At 66.5% G+C, this 20,923-nt stretch carries 18 protein-coding genes; 10 read left to right on the top strand and 8 right to left on the bottom strand.

Annotation, left to right across the window (positions count from 1 at the left end; all coding sequences use genetic code 11):
• The first annotated feature begins 48 nt into the window (after positions 1-48).
• Positions 49-1,746, top strand: a complete 1,698-nt coding sequence (locus ACQR07_RS13890) for a flotillin family protein (protein ID WP_434902834.1) — start codon at positions 49-51, stop codon at positions 1,744-1,746.
• 555 nt (positions 1,747-2,301) lie between these two features.
• On the opposite strand, the gene ACQR07_RS13885 is transcribed toward ACQR07_RS13890, so the two are convergent.
• The 3 genes from ACQR07_RS13885 to ACQR07_RS13875 are packed head-to-tail and all read right to left on the bottom strand — an operon-like array spanning position 2,302 to position 5,492.
• Positions 2,302-3,858 carry a DHA2 family efflux MFS transporter permease subunit gene (locus tag ACQR07_RS13885; RefSeq protein ID WP_434902833.1) on the bottom strand — a complete coding sequence of 519 codons (1,557 nt, stop codon included), beginning with the start codon at positions 3,856-3,858 and terminating at the stop codon, positions 2,302-2,304.
• Between the two features lie 4 nt (positions 3,859-3,862).
• Positions 3,863-5,020 carry an HlyD family secretion protein gene (locus tag ACQR07_RS13880; protein ID WP_434902832.1) on the bottom strand — a complete coding sequence of 386 codons (1,158 nt, stop codon included), beginning with the start codon at positions 5,018-5,020 and terminating at the stop codon, positions 3,863-3,865.
• Positions 5,013-5,492, bottom strand: a complete 480-nt coding sequence (locus ACQR07_RS13875; protein WP_434902831.1) for a MarR family winged helix-turn-helix transcriptional regulator — start codon at positions 5,490-5,492, stop codon at positions 5,013-5,015. The genes ACQR07_RS13880 and ACQR07_RS13875 overlap by 8 nt, the downstream gene beginning before the upstream one ends.
• Positions 5,493-5,671: 179 nt before the next feature.
• Here ACQR07_RS13875 and ACQR07_RS13870 point away from each other — a divergent pair, with 179 nt between their 5' ends.
• From ACQR07_RS13870 to ACQR07_RS13855, 4 genes are all read left to right on the top strand, one after another.
• On the top strand, positions 5,672-6,163 hold the full coding sequence (locus ACQR07_RS13870; protein ID WP_434902830.1) for a Fur family transcriptional regulator: 492 nt from the start codon (positions 5,672-5,674) through the stop codon (positions 6,161-6,163).
• 318 nt (positions 6,164-6,481) lie between these two features.
• Positions 6,482-7,435 (top strand): DMT family transporter, encoded by a 954-nt coding sequence (locus ACQR07_RS13865; protein ID WP_434902829.1) that lies wholly within the window; start codon positions 6,482-6,484, stop codon positions 7,433-7,435.
• 13 nt (positions 7,436-7,448) lie between these two features.
• The gene (ispG, locus tag ACQR07_RS13860) at positions 7,449-8,738 is read left to right on the top strand and encodes a flavodoxin-dependent (E)-4-hydroxy-3-methylbut-2-enyl-diphosphate synthase (protein WP_434902828.1); all 1,290 of its coding nucleotides are present in this window, start codon (positions 7,449-7,451) and stop codon (positions 8,736-8,738) included.
• A 466-nt stretch (positions 8,739-9,204) separates the two neighbouring features.
• Positions 9,205-9,717: a GNAT family N-acetyltransferase gene (locus ACQR07_RS13855; RefSeq protein ID WP_434902827.1), complete on the top strand. Its 513-nt coding sequence runs from the start codon at positions 9,205-9,207 to the stop codon at positions 9,715-9,717.
• Between the two features lie 1,015 nt (positions 9,718-10,732).
• Here ACQR07_RS13855 and ACQR07_RS13850 read toward each other — a convergent pair.
• Positions 10,733-12,340, bottom strand: a complete 1,608-nt coding sequence (locus tag ACQR07_RS13850) for a Na+/H+ antiporter (protein ID WP_434902826.1) — start codon at positions 12,338-12,340, stop codon at positions 10,733-10,735.
• A 30-nt stretch (positions 12,341-12,370) separates the two neighbouring features.
• Positions 12,371-12,745, bottom strand: coding sequence for a nuclear transport factor 2 family protein (locus ACQR07_RS13845; protein ID WP_434902825.1), 375 nt, complete (start codon positions 12,743-12,745; stop codon positions 12,371-12,373).
• 219 nt (positions 12,746-12,964) lie between these two features.
• Between ACQR07_RS13845 and ACQR07_RS13840 the strand changes: the two genes are divergently transcribed.
• Positions 12,965-14,884, top strand: a complete 1,920-nt coding sequence (locus ACQR07_RS13840; protein WP_434902824.1) for a caspase family protein — start codon at positions 12,965-12,967, stop codon at positions 14,882-14,884.
• On the opposite strand, the gene ACQR07_RS13835 is transcribed toward ACQR07_RS13840, so the two are convergent.
• Positions 14,885-15,577 carry a DUF1345 domain-containing protein gene (locus ACQR07_RS13835; RefSeq protein WP_434902823.1) on the bottom strand — a complete coding sequence of 231 codons (693 nt, stop codon included), beginning with the start codon at positions 15,575-15,577 and terminating at the stop codon, positions 14,885-14,887. It lies immediately after the preceding gene.
• A 9-nt stretch (positions 15,578-15,586) separates the two neighbouring features.
• The gene (locus ACQR07_RS13830; RefSeq protein WP_434902822.1) at positions 15,587-16,507 is read right to left on the bottom strand and encodes a polyprenyl synthetase family protein; all 921 of its coding nucleotides are present in this window, start codon (positions 16,505-16,507) and stop codon (positions 15,587-15,589) included.
• 116 nt (positions 16,508-16,623) lie between these two features.
• Between ACQR07_RS13830 and mtgA the strand changes: the two genes are divergently transcribed.
• The 3 genes from mtgA to ACQR07_RS13815 all read left to right on the top strand — a co-directional run bounded on the left by mtgA (position 16,624) and on the right by ACQR07_RS13815 (position 18,609).
• Entirely contained in the window at positions 16,624-17,364 is a 741-nt protein-coding gene (gene mtgA / locus ACQR07_RS13825) for a monofunctional biosynthetic peptidoglycan transglycosylase (RefSeq protein ID WP_434865248.1), read from the top strand.
• Between the two features lie 172 nt (positions 17,365-17,536).
• Positions 17,537-17,719, top strand: a complete 183-nt coding sequence (gene rpmF / locus ACQR07_RS13820) for a 50S ribosomal protein L32 (RefSeq protein ID WP_006610266.1) — start codon at positions 17,537-17,539, stop codon at positions 17,717-17,719.
• 185 nt (positions 17,720-17,904) lie between these two features.
• On the top strand, positions 17,905-18,609 hold the full coding sequence (locus tag ACQR07_RS13815) for a hypothetical protein (RefSeq protein WP_434902821.1): 705 nt from the start codon (positions 17,905-17,907) through the stop codon (positions 18,607-18,609).
• 20 nt (positions 18,610-18,629) lie between these two features.
• On the opposite strand, the gene ACQR07_RS13810 is transcribed toward ACQR07_RS13815, so the two are convergent.
• Positions 18,630-18,911 carry a hypothetical protein gene (locus ACQR07_RS13810; protein WP_434902820.1) on the bottom strand — a complete coding sequence of 94 codons (282 nt, stop codon included), beginning with the start codon at positions 18,909-18,911 and terminating at the stop codon, positions 18,630-18,632.
• Positions 18,912-19,170: 259 nt separating this feature from the next.
• Here ACQR07_RS13810 and ACQR07_RS13805 point away from each other — a divergent pair, with 259 nt between their 5' ends.
• Positions 19,171-20,916 (top strand): EAL domain-containing protein, encoded by a 1,746-nt coding sequence (locus tag ACQR07_RS13805; protein WP_434902819.1) that lies wholly within the window; start codon positions 19,171-19,173, stop codon positions 20,914-20,916.
• Positions 20,917-20,923 lie beyond the last annotated feature (7 nt).

Raw genomic sequence — 20,923 nt, 5'->3', positions numbered from 1 at the left:
AAGTCAGTTTCGCTCACGACACTTTCCCCAACCCGAAAGTAAGCCACCATGTTTGATCTGGTTCTGCCTGCGTCGATCGGCGTCGTGCTGCTGGTCGTTCTCGGCACGGTGTTCGCCGTGCTCTATCACCGCTCTACCCGCGACGAGGCCTTCGTCCGCACCGGCCTCGGCGGCAAGAAGGTCGTGCTCGACGGCGGCGCTGTGGTGCTGCCGATCTTCCACTCGGTTGCCCGCGTGAACCTGAAGACGCTGCGACTGCGGGTCGAGCGCTCCAAGAAGGACTCGCTGATCACCAAGGACCGCATGCGCGTCGACATCGACGCCGAGTTCTATGTTCGCGTGAAGCCGGATGTCGACTCGATCGCGCTCGCGGCGCAGACGCTCGGCGCCGTCACCAATGATGCCGAGGCGCTGCGCGACCAGGTCGAGGCCAAGTTCGTCGACGGTCTGCGCTCGGTCTCGGCGACGATGGAACTGCTGGAGCTGCAGGAGAAGCGCTCGGATTTCGTCAAGCACGTTCAGGCCGCCGTCGAGGCCGACGTGCAGTCGAACGGCCTGGAGCTGGAATCGGTGTCGCTGACCAAGCTCGACCAGACCGACATCTCGTTCTTCAACGCCGAGAACTTCTTCGATGCCGAGGGCCTGACCCTGCTGAAGACCGTGACCGAGACGCGGCGCCGCGACCGCAACGCGATCGTACGCGACAACGAGGTGGCGATCGCGCAGAAGGATCTCGAGGCGCGCCAGCTCACCTTGCAGATCGAGCGCACCAAGAAGGAAGCCGAGCTCAGCCAGGAGCGCGATATCGCCAACAAGACCGCGAGCACGCGCGCCGAGGTCGCCAGCGCGACGCAGACGGCGTGGCAGACCGAGGAGAACGCCCGCATCGAGGCGCAGCAGAGGATCGCGCAGCGCGAAGCCGAGGCGTTGAAGGTGCGCGAGACCGCGACGATCGAGAGCAACCTCGCCATCAACCGGCGCAAGACCGACGCCGACCGCGAGATCCAGATCGCGACCCAGGACAACGACATCCAGATTGCGACCAAGAGCAAGGAAACCTCCGAGGCGCGCGCGGTCGCCAAGGCCGCCGAGGCGCTCGCGGTATCAGCAGAGGAAAAGGTGACGACGGCACGCGCCATCGAGATCGCCGATCGCGAACGCCAGACCGCAGTCATGGCCGCGCGGAAGGAGGCCGAGCAGCGTTCGACCGGCATTACCGTCGCAGCCGAGGCGGAAAAGCGCGCGGCGGTCGATCGCGGCGAGGCGGCCAAGACGCTGGCCGAAGCCGAGGCCGAGGCCAACAAGATCAAGGCCGTCGGCGTACGCGAGATCGGCGAGGCGGAGGCTGCCGTCATCCTGATGAAGAACGAGGCGCAGAACAAGCTCGGCAGCAACGTGATCGATTTCGAGCTCGCCAAGCAGCGCATCGCTACGATGCCCGCGGCGCTCGGGGAGATGGTGAAGCCGATTGCCAACCTGAAGGACGTCCGCATCCTGCACACCGGCGGCGCGTTCGGCGGCAATGGCAATGGCGCCGGAGGCGGCAATGTCGGCTTCGGCGAAGGCCTCGCCGGCGAGCTCTTGCGCGTGCATGCACTGAAGCCCCTGATCGACGAGATCCTGGTGCAGTCCGGCTTCAAGCCGGGCGACGATCCGGTGCAGGCGCTCGCGGGCGTGGTCCTGCCGAAGGGGGCGAACGGCGCGGCGACGGTTGAGCCGTTGCCGGTCGCGGCACCGTCGCCGTAGGTACAGGGATCAATGATCAGCCTGCCCCAAGTGACATCACGCGGTATGGGTCCCGGCGTTCGCCGGGACGACAGCGGAGGGTGGGGCTGGCGACGAGAATTCAACCGGCGCTCAAAACAAAGGTCGTCATCCCGGACAAGCCCGCCAACGCGCAGCGTTGGTGGGCGCAGATCCGGGACCCATACCGCGTGATCTGTCTTGAGGCAGGCTCGATGTTGACGCGGTCGTGCGACAAGCACCGGACGTGGTTTTGTGAACTGGTGTATGCGGGAAACGCCGATCGGCGAGAACAGATCCACCGCATCCGCGGGAAAAATTCCCCCCTGGGCTGGGGGCGGCGCTGGAGGAGCCACCGCCCCCGCCCGGCACATCACGAGTGGGGCGCTCATGAAGTGCGGTCTCTGCGCGCAACTCATACGCAGAGAGCCGAGTGGGGTAGTGATAGGATAGCCGGAAACGCGCCGGATTGAAGTTACAAATCCATCACGTCGCGGTCACCTTTTTGCTATCCGCGCACACTGCGTCCGAACATCGCACGCATGCTCCCCTCCACCATTACTCCATCACCGCGTGATCGGCCGGGGCGGACTGCGCACGCAGCGCGGTCCGGGTCGAGCCGATCATCACGGCGAGCGGGATCGACACCAGGATGAACGTCATCACCAGCTGGTAGTCGTGCGAGAACGCCAGGATCTGCGCCTGTACCATGACCATCGCATCCGCCATCGCCCGCCCGGCATCGGTGGACAGGTTCAAGAAACCCTTCACGTTCGGCATCTGCAGAGCGTGATTGAACGGGTTGATGTGCTCGACCAGGATCGCGTGGTTCCGCCGGGTTCCCTCGGTGAGCTGCGCAATCGCAATCGAGATGCCGATCGAGCTCGCGACATTGCGCACCAGGGTCAGCATCGAGGTTCCATCGGTGCGTAGCGCGCCCGGCAGGGTCAGGAACGCGACCGTCGACAGCGGCACGAAGACGAGGCCGAAGCCGAACCCCTGCATGATGCTGATGGTGATGATCTCGGGCACTCCGGTCTGGTCGGTCCACGCCGTCATCTCGAACAGCGACAGCGCCGTCAGTGCCAAGCCAACGATGATCAGCGTGCGCGCCTCGATGTAGCGGAGCAGACGCCCGACCAGCATCATCGCGACGAAGGTGCCGCAGCCGCGGGTCGCCAGCAGCACGCCGGCGGTGATGATGGGATAGCCGATGACGTTCTGCAAGTAAGGCGAGGACAGCGCCATGGTCGAGAACAGCACCAGGCCCATGACCGTCATGAACACGCAGCCGCCGACGAAATTGCGGTCCTTGAACAGCGCGAACTGGATGAACGGCCGCTTCGTGGTCAGCGAATGCGCCAGGAAATAATAGAAGCCGACAGCCGCGACGATGAACTCGATGATGATCTCGTTGCTCTCCAGCCAGCCCTGGTCCTCGCCGCGGTCGAGCGCGATCTGCAGCGAGCCGATGCCGATGGCGAGCGCGGCGAAGCCGAACCAGTCGAAGGTCAGCTCCGCATTCGGGTTGGTTTCCTCCATGAACGCCATCAGCCCGAGCACCGTGACGGCGCCGAACGGCAGGTTGACGAAGAACACCCAGTGCCAGGAATAGGTCTCCGTGAGCCAGGCGCCGAGCGACGGGCCCATGATCGGGCCGAGCATCACGCCCATCCCCCAGATCGCCATCGCCTTGGCGCGCTCGTGCAGCGCGTAGCTGTCCAGCATGACCGCCTGCGACAGCGGCACCAGCGCCGCGCCGAACACGCCCTGCAGCAGGCGGAACAGCACCATCTGGGTGATGTCCTGGGCGAGCCCGCACATGACAGACGCAATGGTGAAGCCGGCCGAGCAGACGATGAAGGTGCGCTTGCGGCCGAAACGGTTGGCGATCCAGCCGACCGGCGCGGTCATGATCGCGGCCGCCACGATGTAGGACGTCAGCACCCAGTTGATCTGGTCCTGCGAGGCCGACAGCGTGCCCTGCATGTAGGGCAGGGCGACGTTGGCGATGGTGGTGTCGAGCGCCTGCATGATCGTCGCCGTCATGGCGCAGATCGTCACCATGTTGCGGCGAAAGCCCGGAACCGCCGATGAGGCTGCCGGCGCGGTCATGGCGCTACTCCTCCTTGTCCGCCGCGTGGGCCGACCCGAACAGGCCGGCCAGCGTGCGCTCATGGCCGGTATCGACCGACACGTTGACGCTCATGCCCGCCTTCAGCCTGGCGACGAACTTGTCGCTCTTGTCGAAGTAGATCCGGATCGGCACGCGCTGCACCACCTTGACGAAATTGCCGGTCGCATTCTGCGGCGGCAGGATCGCGAACTGCGCCCCGGTGCCCGGCGACAGCGAGCCGACGGTGCCCTTGAAGCGGTGGTTCGGGAAGGCGTCGACGTCGAGCTCGACCGGCTGGCCGACCGCGACATAGGTGAAGTCGCTCTCCTTCGGATTGGCGTCGACCCAGGGATTGCTGACGTCGATCACCGAGAACACCGGCGTGCCCGCGGTGACGAAGCGGCCGAGCTGGATCTGGTCGACCTGGGTGGCGATGCCCGGCATCGGCGCGCGCAAGGTGGTGTGGTCGAGGTCGCGCTGCGCCTCCTCGAGCTTGGCCTTGGCCTGGACGTAGGGCGGGAACTGCTCCATCGGCAGGTCGGGATTGCCGAGCAGCTGCGTCCTGGCGTTCGACAGCTGCTGCTTGATGAACTGCGCCTGCGCGCCCGCCGTGACCAGCGCGTTGGCGGCGTTGTCGAGATCGAGCTGCGAGCCGAAATTGTTCTTGGCGAGCGTCTGCTTGCGCTCGACGTCCTTCTGCTTCAGGTCGATCCCCTGCTGGGCGAGGTCGAGCATCTGGCCGTAGATCTTGATGTTGGCGGTGAGATTGTCATAGCTGGTCCGCGCTTGCTCCAGCGCCGCCTTGGCCTGGTCGACCGCCAGCCGGAACGGCACCGGATCGATCTCGAACAGCTCGTCGCCCTTCTGGACCTGCTGGCCTTCCTTGACGACGACCTTGATGATCTTGCCGGAGATGTCGGGCGTGATCAGCACCTTCTGCGCGCCGACATAGGCGTCGTCGGTGGTGACGTAGCGGCCGCCGTTGAGATATAGCGCGAGGCCGCCGATCGCAGCGGCGAGCGGCAGCACCACCAGCAGCAGCGTGCGGCGATAGCGGCGCAGAAATCCGGGACGTGCGGGCTTGGCGGCCGCCGCTGCCGGCGGCGCCGCATCCGGATTGGCCTTCTGGTCCGGGGCGAGTTTCAGGGCGGGCTCAGCCATAACGCTGCTCCTTTCGCTGCTCGTCGCAGAGCGACTGCAGGGCATTTCTGATATTTTCCTTGATGGCTTCGAGATGGGTCATCAGCCGCTCGGCTTCTTCAGGGCTGATGCCCTCGAGGGCGGTGTCGGTCAGCTCGCCGCGCAGCACGGCAAGCTTGGCGAGCAGCGGCCGCGCGGCCTTCTTCAGATAGAGCCGGTTGACGCGCCGGTCGGTGTCGTCACCGCGGCGCTCGATCAGCCCGGCATCGGCCAGCTTGTCGATCAGCCGAGTCAGCGTGATCGGCTGCATCTCCATCTGCTCGGCGAGTTCGGATTGCTTCATGCCCTCGTTGCGCTCGACCTTGGCGAGCACGGCCCATTGCGCGCGGGTCATGCCGAAGCGCGCCGCCTCCTTGTCGGCATAGGCGCGCACCAGGCGCTGCAGCTCGCCGAGCGTAAACAGGAAGTTCACGTCCACGGACGTGCGGGTCATGGCGGTTCTCGATTCGTGAAGCAGGGGGGAAACTAAGCTTTGGCTCTCATGAGCTTGGAATATGATAAGCAAGCTTATGAATTTTGGGATGGTGTTGGAGTGCGGACCGGCCCTGCCTCCGCTGCATGGCTCGAGCGCGGCCTTTGGCGACCGCGCCCGGAAATGCTAGATTAGACCGAATGACACGCCCAAAACCCACGTTCCCGGCGCCGGACCATGATCATGGCCGCTGCGCGGCCGACGCACTCAGCCATGCGGAGCAAGTCTGCGCCCAGCGCGGACAGAAATTCACGCCGCAGCGCCGCCAGGTGCTGGAGGCGCTGCTGTCCAGCCACCGGCCGCTCGGCGCCTACGAGATCATCGAGGAACTCGCCAAGGTCGCGGCGCGGCCGGCCCCGATCACGGTGTATCGCGCGCTCGAGTTCCTGATGGCCAACGGCCTCGTGCACCGCATCGAAAGCCGCAACGCCTTCCTCGCCTGCGCGCACGACCACGAGCAGACGGCGCTGGTGGCGTTCCTGATCTGTGAAAAGTGCGGCGCCGTCGGCGAGGTTCCAGCCGCGCCGATCGCCGAGAGCCTCAGAAGCGCCGCCGCCGCCTCGGGCTTCACGCCCAAGATGTCCGTGGTCGAGATCACCGGCCTCTGCGCCCATTGCAGGCAGGCGGCGTGAGATCCGTCACGGCGCTCTAAGGTGTACACGTGCGATCGATCGTCGTATTCGAGCTATTGCCGCACCGGCAGTGCGCTCCCTCGCCCCGTTCTTACGGGGAGAGGGTTGGGGTGAGGGGCCACCGCACCCACCGACCGTGCGGAGAGCCCCCTCACCCGGATTTGCATCTGACGATGCAATCCGGCCTCTCCCCGCTGCGGGGAGAGGCGGGGACCGCCGCTGCCGGCCTAGCGTTCGCTCAATTGCGCGGACCAAGACAATGCTGACCGTACCGCCGCGGTCCAAACAAACGAAACGCCTCCGGGAGCCAACGTCCTCGTGTCCGCAACGTCCAATTCGTCCGCCGCGACCCGGCCGCTCGGTCCGGGCGCCATCGCCATCACGCTCGTGCTCTGCCTGTCCTGGGCCTTCAACCAGATCGCAATCAAGCTGGCGCTGCCCGAGGTGCCGCCGATGCTGCAGGCAACGTTCCGCTCTGCCGGTGCGCTGCCTGTACTGCTGATCTTCGCGCAGCTGCGCGGCGTGAGGATGTTCGAGCGCGACGGCACGCTGGGGCTCGGCCTGATCGCGGGCGCGCTGTTCGGCTTCGAGTTCGTACTGATATACCAGGGCCTGTTGCTGACCTCGGCGTCGCGCGCGGTCGTGTTCCTGTACACGGCGCCGTTCTTCGTCGCGCTCGGCTCGTTCCGATTCCTGGGCGAGCGCCTCGGCCCGGCGCAATGGGGCGGTCTGGCCATGAGCTTCACCGGCGTCGCGCTGGCGATCGGCATCCCGCAGGCCAATGTCGACGGCCGGGTGCTGCTCGGCGATCTGCTGGTGGTCGGCGGTGGGCTGCTGTGGGGAGTCACCACGGTGTTCATCAAGGGCACCCGCATGCGCTTCATCGCACCGGAGCGGGCGCTGGGGTATCAGGTGGCGGTGTCCGTGCCGATCATGGCCGCGGCGGCGCTGATCGCCGGCGAGCGGCTGAGCCAGGTTCCCAGTCCGTTCGTGATCGGGCTACTCGCCTATCAGGCGATCTGGGTGGTCGGCACCACGTTCACGATCTGGTTCGCGCTGATCAAGGCCTATTCGGCCAGCAAATTGTCGGCATTTACCTTCATCACCCCTTTATTCGGCGTCGTGGCGAGCTATTTCATCCTGCATGACGCCCTGACGCTGGCCTTTGGCCTCGCTGCCGTGCTTGTGATCATTGGGCTTTTTCTCGTCAACCGCCCGAACCGCGCGGTCGCCGCCGCGACTGATCCATTGCTGAATGTCACCAAAACCTGATATCCGAGCGCCCATGAACAAGCCCGAGATCCTGAGCCAGACCGATGTCGCCGGACCCGCTCCCCGGCATCAGACCACCAAAGTCATGGTCGGCAACGTCGCCGTGGGCGGCGGTGCGCCGATCGTGGTTCAGTCCATGACCAACACCGACACCGCCGATGTTGACTCGACGGTGGCCCAGGTCGCAGCGCTGGCGCGCGCCGGGTCGGAGATGGTCCGCATCACCGTGGATCGCGACGAGGCCGCGGCGGCCGTCCCGCACATCCGCGAGCAGCTCGACAAGCGCGGCATCACCACGCCCCTGATCGGCGACTTCCACTATATCGGCCACAAGCTGCTGACCGACTACCCGGCCTGCGCCGAGGCGCTGGCGAAGTACCGCATCAATCCCGGCAATGTCGGCTTCAAGGACAAGCGCGACACCCAGTTCTCGACCATCATCGAGCTCGCCAACAAATACGCCAAGCCGGTGCGCATCGGCGCCAATTGGGGCTCGCTCGACCAGGAGCTGTTGTCCAAGCTGATGGACGAGAATGCCGCTTCCGCCGCGCCGCGCGATGCCCGCGCGGTCATGCGCGAAGCCATGGTGCAGTCGGCGCTGCACTCGGCCGAGCGCGCCCAAGAGCTCGGCATGCCGAAGGACCGCATCATCCTGTCCGCCAAGGTCTCGGCCGTGCAGGACCTGATCGCGGTTTATCAGGACCTCGCTGCCCGCTCCGACTACGCCATCCATCTCGGTCTCACCGAAGCCGGCATGGGCTCGAAGGGCATCGTCGCCTCCTCGGCCGCGCTCGGCATTCTCTTGCAGCAGGGCATCGGCGACACCATCCGCATCTCGCTGACGCCCGAGCCCGGCGGCGACCGCACCCTCGAGGTGCAGGTCGCGCAGGAGCTGCTACAGACCATGGGCTTCCGCACCTTCGTGCCGCTGGTCGCGGCCTGCCCGGGCTGCGGTCGCACCACGTCGACGACGTTCCAGGAGCTGGCCCGCTCGATCCAGGATTTCATCCGTGACGAGATGCCGAGCTGGAAGTCGAAATATCCGGGCGTCGAGGGTCTCAACGTCGCCGTGATGGGCTGCATCGTCAACGGTCCCGGCGAATCCAAGCACGCCAACATCGGCATCTCGCTGCCCGGCACCGGCGAAGCCCCAGCCGCCCCCGTGTTTGTCGACGGCAAGAAGTTCCGCACCCTGCGCGGCCCGACCATCGCCGCCGACTTCAAGGCGCTCGTCATCGACTACATCGACCAGCGTTACGGCAGCAATGCCAAGGCCCCGGAGAGCGTGACGGCGGCGGAGTAGGGCGGTCTGTTCGCTCACGACGCGTCACGGTCATTGGATCCGATTAGTCGCCGCAACGCCGGTGCGCTCCCTCGCCCCGCTCTTGCGGGGAGAGGGTTGGGGTGAGGGGCAGCCGCACGGGTGGTGCGGCGGCTTAATAAGAATCCCTTCCTACGCCTCCCCGACAGTGATCATCTGTAAGGGCATTTCACATCGACTCAGAGCCGCCGTGCCCGTCCGATGGCCCTGTGCCCGGCGCAACGGATGTGCCATGCCCCCTCACCCGGATTGCTGCGCAATCCGACCTCTCCCCGCAAAGGGCGGGGAGAGGTAAGAGGGCCGCAACGTGCGACGTAACAACTCACTCCCGTTGCTGGGCGAGGTCGTCCTTCGCCTCCAATCTGCAGCTGCTCCTACACGCGTCCCGCATCGCCCCACTGCTGCCCGCATCGTCAGCACTGTGAGGCCCGCTGAAGAGGACGCATCGATGACTCTCGATATCCGTGAGATGGAGCTGCACGAGACCGGCATGGTCATCGACTATTTCTATTCGTCGAGCATCGAGCAGCTCGACCTCATGGGCATCGATCCGACGCGGATGCCGACCGTGCCGGCGTGGCGACTTCTGTACACGGCCTTGTACGACGCCCCGCCGGCCGAGCGCGCGGTGCTGCTGCTGGTCTGGCAGCTCGACGGCCGGCCGATCGGCTTCTCCAGTTGCGATCGCATCGTGCGCGGCAGCCACGCCAACATGCATCTGCACGTCACCGCGCCGGAGCTGCGCGGCCGCGGCCTGGGCACCGAATGTATCCGCCGCAGTCTCGCTCTCTACTTCGACCGCCTGCAGCTCAAGCAACTGTTCTGCGAGCCGAACGCCTACAACACCGCCCCCAACCGCGCGCTGCAGAAGGCCGGCTTCCGTTATCTGAAGACCTACAAGACGGTGCCCGGCCCGATGAACTATCGCCAGGCGGTGACACGCTGGATGATCGAGCGGTGAGGCTGCAAGCATTTTTGCGACACGTGAGTTTTACTGCGCTCGACGACATCAAGTGAGCCCAGCTCCTTCCACGCCGTCATTCCGGGGCATTCGCGCGCAAAATGGCGCAGCCATTTTGAAGCAGCGCGAATGAGCCCGGAATCCATAACCACCAATCGGAATTTGCCGAAGATAGGCGCCACGAGCATCTCGTTCCCTCATAGGCGCTCGTGGCTATGGATTCCGGGCTCGCGCGATGCGCGCCCCGGAATGACGTGAGGAGAGAGCGGCGTCACATTCGTACCAGCTGTTTTGCCGGCGTACTCTTGACGACTGAAACCTTGCCCGTCGCGTTACCATGTCGCACCTCTTTGGCCTTGTGCCGTCGGGCAAATCAGATCGATCTTTCCGCCCGTCCTGCCTCGCTCAGGAGGGACGCTTCGCGGTCGTCACGAACGTGGAGGCGGGATGCGGTGGACGCGACGTGGCGCAGCGGGCCAATGGGCTTGCGGACGAACGCCATGGCGCGGACGGTCAAGTCGCATGGTCCTGACATCCCGATGCTGATGCCAAGCCGGCGGTGATGATCCGCTGGTGACGGGGGCAAGAACGCCCGGTCCCCGGGGAGAGTGCGAAGCAGCCGTTAAAACCATCGCGCAGGGAAGGCCGGGTCGTTCTGGCTGAACCTGTGGTTCCTGCCCCGTGCAATCTTTCCGCACGGGGGCCACGGGCCTCAGCCGAGGCTCGGCCTTCCCTGCGCCCTCCGATTGGAGAGGGCGAGAACACGATCAACACTCGGACGCGAAAAGCGGGCGCGAGGATGAGGAACTGCGTCTCCACCCTCCGCCGTCGTCCCGGGCAAGCTTCGCCGACGCGCATGCGTTGGCGAAGCGCCGACCCGGGACCCACACTCCCGGGAGCGAATGTGAGGCACGCTGGAGCTATCAGCCTTCGTCACGATGACGACCGGTGGTTATGGATCCCGGCGTTCGCCGGGATGACACTGAATGTGGGATGCGACGTCGGCAACTCGCTTCTACATCGGCAATTGCCCGTATTCCCGGTTGGCGAGGCTGGCCTCTTCCAGATCGAGGTCACGCTCGATGCGGCGGCGGGTTTCGTCGGTGATCTGGCCGTCGCGGAGCATGGCATGAATGGTCTTGCGCTCGACGCCGATCAGTTCGCGGGTCAGCGCGATGCCGAGCGCGGAGGCGTCGTCATCGTCGGCATTGAGCGTGTCCGGCAGCTGGTTGGCGCGCACCTCGTGCCGGGCGCGCAGCAGCCGCACCACCTCGTCGGACAGCTCGCGATCATTGGTCATCGTCTCCAGCGACTTCAAGGCGCGGTCGAGCACCTCGCGCCGGGCGGCGACCTCCTGCTCGTGTTCGCGCACATGCTCGGCGCGGCCGGTGCTGGAGACGCCGAGCCAGCGCACGACCAGCGGCAGCGTCAGGCCGAGGCCGATCAGGGTGAAGAAGATCACGCCGAAGGCGATGAACAGGATCTCGTCGCGATACGGAAACGCGTCGCCGCTCGACAAGGTCAGCGGCAGCGCCAGCGCGGTCGCCAGCGAGACCGTGCCGCGCACGCCGGTGAAGCCGATGATGAAGGTCTGCTGCCACGGCGGCAGCGGATCCCGGGCACGCAGCGAACTGCTGAGAACCCGTGGCAGGATGGTTGCCGGAAAGGTCCAGGCGAAGCGCGCGATCACCACGATGGCAACGACCAGCGCGGTCGCGATCATGATGTCATCGAGCGGAAACACCTTCGACTTCTCATAGATCAGCCGCATCTGCAGCCCGGTCAGCAGGAACAGCATGCCCTCGATCAGGTAGACCACGAGGTCCCAGAAGAACACGCCCTGCAGGCGGGTCGCCGAGGAGATCCAGAGCGGACCGTTCCAGCTCATGTACAGGCCGCAGGCCACGGTCGCGATCACGCCGGAGCCGCCGACATGCTCGGGGATCCAGTAGGCCAGATAGGGCGTCAGCAGCGACAGCGTGATCTCGACCTGCGGATCGCGCGAATAGTGCCGGGCGCGCAGCATCAGCCAGCCGACGCCGATGCCGAAGGCGATCTCGCCGACCACGATCGCGGCGAACTCGCCGGCCGCCACGGGAAGCGAGAACGCGCCGGTGGTGATTGCGGCCACCGCGAAGCGATACAGGATCAGCGCCGTCGCGTCATTGGCGAGGCCTTCGCCTTCGAGGATCACCATCACCCGTCGCGGCAGATGCAGCCGGCGGGCGATCGCGAGCGGGGCCACGACGTCGGGAGGCGCCACGATGGCGCCGAGCAGGAAGCCGAGGCTCCAGGGCAGGCCGAGCAGCGTATGAGTCGCGACCGCGACCATGGAAGCGGTGAAGATCACGCAGCCGACCGCCAGCAGCACGATCGGCCGCAGGTTGCGCTTGAACTCGCGCCAGCTCATCGCGACGCTGGACGAATAGATCAGTGGCGGCAGAACCACCAGCAGCACGAGTTCGGGTGGCAGCACGAACGCCGGCATCTTCGGCACGAAGGCCAGCGCGATGCCGGCCAGCATCAACAGGATTGCCGGCGCAAGGTTAGCGCGCCGCGCGATCAGGGCGGTTCCCGCCAGCACCGCCAGCAGGATCAGGAATGTCTGAAAATGTGCTTCCATCGGAAACAGCCGGGCGCCGCCGCGCCGGGCTCAGTCCCGGAGATCGTAGCGGTAGGACTTCGAAACGATCTGCCAGCCGTCCTTCAGCTTCATCGCCACGAGATAGTCGGTGAAAAAGCGCGGCGGCAGCTGGCAGCGCACCTTGATGAAGGCGGTCTTGTCGTCCGAACGGTCGACGGTGACGATGAAGTCCTCGCGCGGCTTGCCCTCAGCCCTGACCGACGGACGCTTGCGTACCCAGGCGAGCCAGTCGGGTACGGTCAGGATCTTGAGCTCGCCGTTCTCGACCCAGCGCAGGTCGGCTGTCGGGTGGAAGACCGCGCCGAGCTTGTCGGCGTCGCCCTCGTAGAGCGCATCGAAATAGCCCTGCACGACGGCCTCGACGCTGGAACGATCTGTGCTCACGGCATGCTCCTGGAACCCGGACAAACAAGCATCGCATTTTCGATGCAAATCCGGGCTTGGCAAGCCATGAACTGCGGCCGATGCTGCGTCGACAGAAATATACTGGCCGACGCGGCAAGTTCCGGGAATATGGGCCTTACGTGATTCCGGTCACAGGCCGAATGGGCGCTCTCCGATACGCAAGGCCAACAGGTCTCCCTTGGCTGTGGGGTAGGTACGATGTCTTGGTCATCTGGATTGGGCGGATTTCGATGGGCCGGGTTCCTGCTGGCGGCAGCGCTGCTGCTGGCCGGCCACCCCGCGCTCGCGGAGAAGCGGGTGGCGCTCGTCATCGGCAACTCCGCCTATCAGAACGTGCCGCAGCTCACGAACCCCGCCAATGACGGCGCGGTGATGACTGCGACCTTCAAGAGTGCCGGCTTCGACGTCGTCGATTACCGCCGCGATCTGACCGCGCGGGAGACGCGGCGGGCGCTGCGCGATTTCGCCGACGCCGCCCGTGATGCCGACATCGCGGTGGTCTACTATGCCGGCCACGGCATGGAGGTCGAAGGATCCAACTACCTGATCCCGATCGATGCGCGGCTCGAGCGCGACACTGACGTCTATGATGAGACGCTGTCGCTCGATCGCATCCTGGTCGCCGTCGAGCCGGCGAAGAAGCTCCGGCTGGTCATCCTCGATGCCTGCCGCGACAACCCGTTCACCCGCAACATGCAGCGGACGGTGGCGACCCGCAGCCTCGGCCGCGGCCTCGCCAAGGTCGAGCCGACCAGCCCCAACACGCTGATCGCCTATTCCGCCAAGGCCGGTTCCACCGCCCAGGATGGCGACGGCAAGAACTCGCCGTTCACGGTGGCGCTGTCGCGGCACATCGCCACCCCCGGCCTCGACGTCCGCAAGGCGTTCGGCTTCGTGCGCGACGAGGTGCTGAAGTCGACCGCCAACCGCCAGGAGCCGTTCGTCTATGGCTCGCTCGGCGGCGAGGATGTGCCGCTGGTTGCGGGCGTGCCGCGCGTCGTCACGCAGATGCCGGTGACGCCGCCGCCGGCCAATCCGCAGGCCGACATGCGTCGCGACTATGAGCTCGCGATGCAGGTCGGCAACAAGGGCGCGCTGAACGCCTTCCTGGCGCAGTATCCCGACGGCTTCTATGCCAGTCTCGCCAAGCTGCAGCTCGAGAAGCTCGCGGCCGAGGAGAACCGGGCGGCGGCTTCGGAGAAGGCGCGCCTGGCCGAGGCCGAGCGGGCCCGCCTCGCCGCGGAGGGCGCGCGCAAGGATACGCTGGCCAAGGCGGAGGCCCAAGCCAAGGCGGCCGAGCAGGCGCGCGTCGCCGCCGAGAAGGCCAATCAGCTGGCGCAGCAGCAGGCCGCCGAGGCCGAGAAGAAGCGCCAGGAGCAGCAACTCGCGGCTGCCGACAATCCGCGCGCCGCGACGTCGCCTGCTGCGCCCGCCGCCGCACCCGAGAAGGGGCCGCAGGTGGCCGCGCTGACCCCGGCCGATCAGCCCGCCGATCTCGCCAAGTCGGTGCAGCTCGAGCTGCGCCGCGTCGGCTGCCTCACCGAGGATGCAGATGGCGATTGGGGCTCCGCCTCGCGCCGCTCGCTGTCGCAGTTCAACCGCTACGCCGGCACCAAGCTTGAGACCCAGACCGCCTCGGCCGATGCGCTCCAGGCCATCAAGCTCAAGCAGGCACGGGTCTGCCCGCTGACCTGTCAGCACGGCTACAAGTCGGATGGCGACCGCTGCACCCGCATCGTCTGCGCCGAGGGCTCGTTCGTGAACGACGACAACGAGTGCGAGAAGCGGCGCGACAAGAAGCCGGTGGCGAAGCGCGACAATAGCGACGAAGCAGACGCGCCGTCGCGCCGCCGCGCCCGCACGCTGTCCGAGCCGGGCATGCCGATGGCGGCCCCCAACGTCGGCGTCGGCATCGGTGTCGGCGGCGTTGGTGTGGGCGTCGGGATGGCGCCGAGCATGGCCGTCCCCAAGCCGCGGGCGGAGGCGCGTCCCAAGCCGTCGTCGGGCCAGATCTATTGTGACAACTATACCTGTCGTCCGGTCAGGCCCGGCTGCCACCTCGAGTTCCGCGGCGGCGGAGGCAAGTTCAACAACGCCAACGCCGAGGTGTGCAACTGATCAGGACGAGATCGCGCTGGCGGCGATGTTGACCATGAGGGCGACGAGCGCAGTGTTGTAGATGAACGAGATGATGCCGTGCACGGTCGCGGTGCGGCGGATGACTTTGTCGGTGATCCCCACGTCGGAGACCTGAGCGGTCATGCCGATGATGAAGGAGAAGTAGACGAAGTCCCAATAGTCGGCGTGCTCGTCCTTGTCGCCGCTCGGGAATTGCAGGCCGCCGGGCTTGGCGCCGCGATAGTAGTCATGGGCATAGTGCAGGGCGAAGGTGGTATGCACCGCGGCCCAGGACAGGCTCACGGTGAGCAGCGCCAGGGTCAGCGCGGGGGCGTCGCGCTTGGACGCGCCGAGTTCGAACACGATGGCGGCGATGCTGGCGAAGGCGCCGAGCGCCGTCACCAGCAGGATCACGAAGCGGCCGTCGTCCTGCATGATCGCCTTGCGGCGGATGTGCTGGTGCTCGCTGCGCAACATCATCACTGCCACGAGCATGAGATAGATCGCCGTGAAGATGTCCCAGCTGATCAGCAGCCGCGTGATCGGCCGCAGCGCGGAGGGCAGCAGGAAGAACGCGACAGCCGCGAGGCCGAGCGCCATGAAGGTGCGGGGCCGCGCATAGACGATGCGCAAGGCGGCCGGCAGCCGCGCGAAGCGCGCCAGCGCCGGGTCGTCAGGAAGCAGCCCGGCCAACGGTGCGGCTCAGCTCTTGCGTTCGGCGACGAAGTGCGCGGCGGCGCGCAGCACGTCGCCCTTGGCGCCGAAGATCGACAGCGCGGCGTCGCCACGCGCGAGCAGGTCGCGGACGCGCTGCTTGGCGCCCTCGATGCCGAGCTGGGTGACGAAGGTGGTCTTGCCGAGCTCGGCGTCGGCGCCGGCCGGCTTGCCCAGCGTGGCGGCATCGCCCTCGACGTCGAGCAGGTCGTCGGCGATCTGGAAGGCTTCGCCGAGCGCGCGGCCGTAATCGTCGAGCGCCTGGTACTCGGCGGCCGAGGCCTGGCCGAGCAGGGCGCCGGCGATGCAGCCGAAGCGGAGCAGGGCACCGGTCTTCATCTGCTGCACGCGGGCGACGTCGACCGGGTCGCGATCGCCGAACCGGCCCTCGCCGGCGAGGTCGAGGATCTGGCCGCCGGCCATGCCGCCGACACCGGCGCAGCGGGCCAGCGCCCGGGTCAACGCGAGGCGGACGCCGGCGTCGGGATGGATCTCGTCGCGGGTGATGATGTCGAAGGCGATGGTCAGCAGCGCGTCACCGGCCAGGATCGCGGTGGCATCGTCATACGCCTTGTGCAGCGTCGGGCGGCCACGACGCAGGTCCGAATTGTCCATCGCCGGCAGGTCGTCATGGATCAGCGAGTAGCAATGGATGCATTCGAGCGCCGCGCCCGCCATCAGCGCGCCGCGGCGCGGCACCCCGAACACGGCGGCGCTCTCGACCACCAGGAACGGCCGCAGCCGCTTGCCGCCGCCGAGGCTGGAATAGCGCATCGACTCGATCAGCCGCTTCGGACGGGCGATCTCGTCGGCCATCGCGGCATCGGACAGGAGCTCGCCGAGCAGCGCTTCGGTCTCCTCCGCGGTCTTGTCCAGGCGTTGGGTGAAGTCGTTGGCCGTCGCGGTCATTTAAGAAGAGCTCCAAGGGCAAAATTCGCCGGACAATCGTTGATGGCGGCGACTTCGTCAATTGTGGGAACGGTGGCGGCTTTCGGCCGCAACGGCGGAAAAAGGCAGGAATCCTGATGGAGATGTCGGATAATCCGGGGCCGTCGTCTGTCCCTGCGGCAGTCCAACCCGAGCGACGCCTGCCCTTGCGTACCGTCAGAGCCATCCTCCTGGTCGTCGTCCTGGTGCTGCTCGTGCCCTACGTGCTGACGCCGTTCTATGCCGTCGGTCACCCCATCTCGACCCTGATGCTGTGGCGGTCGCTGACGGGGCAGCCGGTGACGCGGCACTGGATCGACCTGGCGGCGATGTCGCCCTATCTGCCGCGCTCGGTGGTGGCCGCAGAGGACGCCAAATTCTGTGGGCATCACGGCATCGACTGGGGGGCGCTGCGCGAGGTCATGGACGATGCCGAGGACGGCGAGGTCTCGCGCGGCGGCTCGACCATCACCCAGCAGGTCGCCAAGAACCTGTTCCTGTGGCAGGGCCGCAGCTACGTCCGCAAGGCGCTGGAGCTGCCGCTGGCGCTGTGGATCGACCTCGTCCTGAGCAAGCGGCGCATCCTGGAGATCTATCTCAACATCGCCGAACTCGGCCCTTCCGGCCAGTTCGGGGCCGAAGCCGGCGCGAATTACGCCTTCAACCGCTCGGCCGCCGGCCTGGGCCCGCGCGAGGCGGCGCTGCTGGCCTCGATCCTGCCCAATCCCGTCCGGCGCAGCGCGCGGACGCCGGGTCCCGGCGTGCGCCGGCTGTCCGCGACCTATATGGTACGGGCGCAGGCACAGAGCCTGCAGGCCTGCTGGGGAGATCGCCGTTGAGGGGGCGCGGTGCGGCGCGAAATTTGGCCAAAAATGCCTCGGAGAGCCCTAGCCATTCCGGACCCCTTCCTCTATAAGCGCGGCCTTGATCGGCATCCGGGCTCGCCAGCTTCATGGCTGCAGCCGTCCGTTGCGGACGATGCCTTGCAAAAATACCCTAGAGGATACCGATATGGCCGTCCCCAGAAGAAAAACTTCGCCGTCGCGTCGCGGCATGCGCCGCTCGGCTGACGCGATCAAGAAGCCGACCTATGTCGAGGACAAGGACTCCGGCGAGCTGCGTCGTCCGCACCATCTCGACCTGAAGACCGGCATGTACAAGGGCCGTCAGGTCCTGAAGAAGAAAGACGCCTGAGCGTCCGCAGGGCAGCTTTCGGAGCTGCCCGAATTCGGCCATTGATGGGGTTGAAATCGGTCCCGCGCGATTTGATTCGCCGGGGCCGTTATCTGCGTCATGTGTGATCCCGTCGCGCCGGAACACGTTCGGACCCGTCGATCTCGCGCGAGCCATCGCCCGCGCCATCCCCAAGGCTTCAACCGATGTCCATGGTCGGTTTCCCGCTGCTGCTGATCCCGCTGGCGATCTACAACATGATCGTCTTCCTGATGCCGGGGGTCGCCTTCAGCGAGACGCTGCTGCGTCTCCAGCTCCCTTCCGGCGAGGTCTGGACGATCTCGCTCGGCGACATGCTGCTGGCGCTCGGCGTGCTGCTGCTGCTGCTCGAGGTCATCAAGGCGGCGAAGCCGAACGGAAAATATCTGACCGACCATCTGCTCTCGTTGCTGGTGTTCGGCGGCGCCGCGGCCGAATTCGTGATGTGGCAGAAGTTCGGGAACTCGACCTTCCTGCTGCTCACGCTGCTGGCCATGGTCGACTTCTTCGGCGGCATCTCCCTGCGCACCAAGCGCCGCGCCCGCCAGCCGGTTGCCGTACCGGCCGTCGAGCCGGTCTCGGAGGTGGCACCCGAGATGACCGAAGAGCCCGCCAAGGTCGAGGTTCCGCCCTCGCCCGCTGCTCCTGTTGCAGAGACGCGGGTTGTCGAGGAGCCGGTCGATGCCGTGCCGGCCGCCGCCTCGGTCGCTGAATCCGTGCTGCTCGACCGCTCGGTGCCGCGCCCCGTGGCCTCGGCTGCGGCTGTCGAAGAGAACGCGGCTGCGGAGCATATCGAGCCGGAGCCCGCCGGCCGCATCGTGCCCGAGTTGCCGAAGGACGATGCCAAGGCGCCGGACGCGCCGAAGCCCTGACCGGCCTACGACAGCCTGTTTCAGATCACCCGGCGGGTTGCACCGCCTGCGACGGCGCCCGGCTGCAGCCTTGCTGAATAGGCGGATCTGGCATCGGCGGGCGCCGCGCGCCTGAGCTGGCGCGTCTGCGGCAGCTGCTCGGCGGTCGCGATCAGATGCGTGACGAAACCGGCATCCGGACGAGCCGCGCGGATGACGCTCGCACGGCGCTCGAAGGCGCGACCGGCGGGCACCAGCGCGACGCCAGGAGACGCTTCGGCCGCGGCCGTATGGCGGTCCTCATCCCGATGATTGGTTAACATCGTCCTACCCAATCCGGCGCTGTTGTCACGCTATGGGACGCCGGAGCCTTTCGCCAGTCGAACTCGCAAGAGCAATGCCTCTCCCGCGGATCGCGTTCCGATTCGATGAAACATGGTTGACGGGCAATCGGAGCCGCAGCATCGCGACGACATGCGCTCCGTTAACCAGAGGTGCGTAGTCTGATTCGCGAAGCTCGGCGTCTCCGCTCGCATCGGTAGGCGCTGGACTCATTGCAATCGAGGCCGGGCCGCCCCCGGCATGTCCCGAAACGAGGCGATCTTGACCCCCGATTTGCCGCAGACCGCGATGATCCTGTCCTCCCTTGGCCAAGCCGCCTTCGTGTGGGATCTGGCGAGCGATGTGATCGTCTGGAGCGATCATGTCGGCGCCGTGTTTCCCGACGTGCCGCTGCCGCAGCTCTCCAGCGGCGCGGAGTTCGGCAAGCTGATCGAACCGGAACGTGCCGTCCGTTCCGAGGTCATGCGCCAGGCCGCGCCGTTGCACGGCGTGGACGGCACGCCCTATCGCATCGAATACGGTGTACGGACGCATTCGGCGGCGCCACTGATCTGGGTCGAAGAGACCGGCTGCTGGTTCGCCGGGCCGGACGGCCAGCCGGCGCGGGCGCAAGGGATCGTCAGGGTCAACAATGAGCGGCATGCGCGCGACGAGCAACTGCTCAAGCTGTCGCGCCATGATCCGCTGACCGGCGCGTTGAACCGCACCCATCTGCTGGCGACGCTCGCCGAGGTGATCGAGGAGTCACAGCGTTTCCGCTTCGCCTGCGCCTTCATGCTGGTCGGGATCGATCATCTGGCGCGCATCAACGATGCGTTCGGCTTCGACGTTGCCGACGGTGTCGTGCTGGAGATCGCCCAGCGCATCCGCGCGCGCTTGCGTGGCGGCGACACGCTGGGACGGTTCTCGGGCAACAAGTTCGGGCTGATCCTGAAGAACTGCACGATGGACGACATGACGGTCGCTGCCGAGCGTTTCCTCGCCGCGGTGCGCGACGACGTCGTGCCGACCAAGTCCGGACCGGTCGCGGTGACCGCGACCATTGGCGCTGTCAGCGTGCCGCGTCACGCGCGATCGGTCGAAGAAGCCGTCAATCGCGCGCATGAGACGCTGGATCTGGCGAAGCATCGTCGCATCGGTTCGTTCTCGACCTGGCGGCCGAACGTCGAGCGCGACGCCCAGCGCAAGGTCAACATCCGTGTCACCGACGAGATCGTCACCGCGCTCAACGAGCGTCGCATCGTCACGGCGTTCGAGCCGGTCGTGCACGCCCAATCGCGCGACACCGCATTCTACGAATGCCTGGTGCGGATGCGCCAGGACGACGGCCGCGCCGTGCTCGCGCCGGACATCGTGCCGGTCGCCGAGCGTCTCGGCCTGATCCGTCTGGTCGATCACCGCATCCTGGAGCTGGTCGTGGCTGAGCTGGCGAGCTCGCCGGGAGTGACGCTGAGCCTCAACATCTCGCCGGAGACCACCATGGATCCGGACTGGTGGGCCTCGATCGAATCGATGATGCGCGCCCATCCGGGCGTTGCCGAGCGGCTGATCGTCGAGATCACCGAGACGGTCGAGATCCAGGACATCGACGATCTTCGCGGCTTCGTGTCGCGATTGAAGGATCTCGGCAGCCGGATCGCGATCGACGATTTCGGCGCCGGCCACACCTCGTTCCGCAACCTGCGCAAGCTCGGCGTCGACATCGTCAAGATCGATGGCGCGTTCGTGCAGAATCTGGTGCGCTCGGCCGATGACCGCGCCTTCGTGCAGACGCTGGTCGAGCTGGCGCGTCGGCTGCAGATCAGGACGGTGGCGGAATGGGTGCAGGACGAGGCGTCGGTTGCGCTGCTGCGCGACTGGGGCTGCGACTACATCCAAGGCCGGGTGATCGGCCTTGCCTCGGCCGAACGTCCCTGGATCGGCACGGGGCCTGGGATCGGCGCGGTGCCCGGGATCGGCAAAGTGGAGTTGCCGGCGGCGAGCTGATCGGCCG

Source organism: Bradyrhizobium sp. HKCCYLS20291 (assembly GCF_051167715.1).
Lineage (GTDB): Bacteria > Pseudomonadota > Alphaproteobacteria > Rhizobiales > Xanthobacteraceae > Bradyrhizobium.
This window is presented reverse-complemented; position numbering and strand designations above follow the sequence as displayed.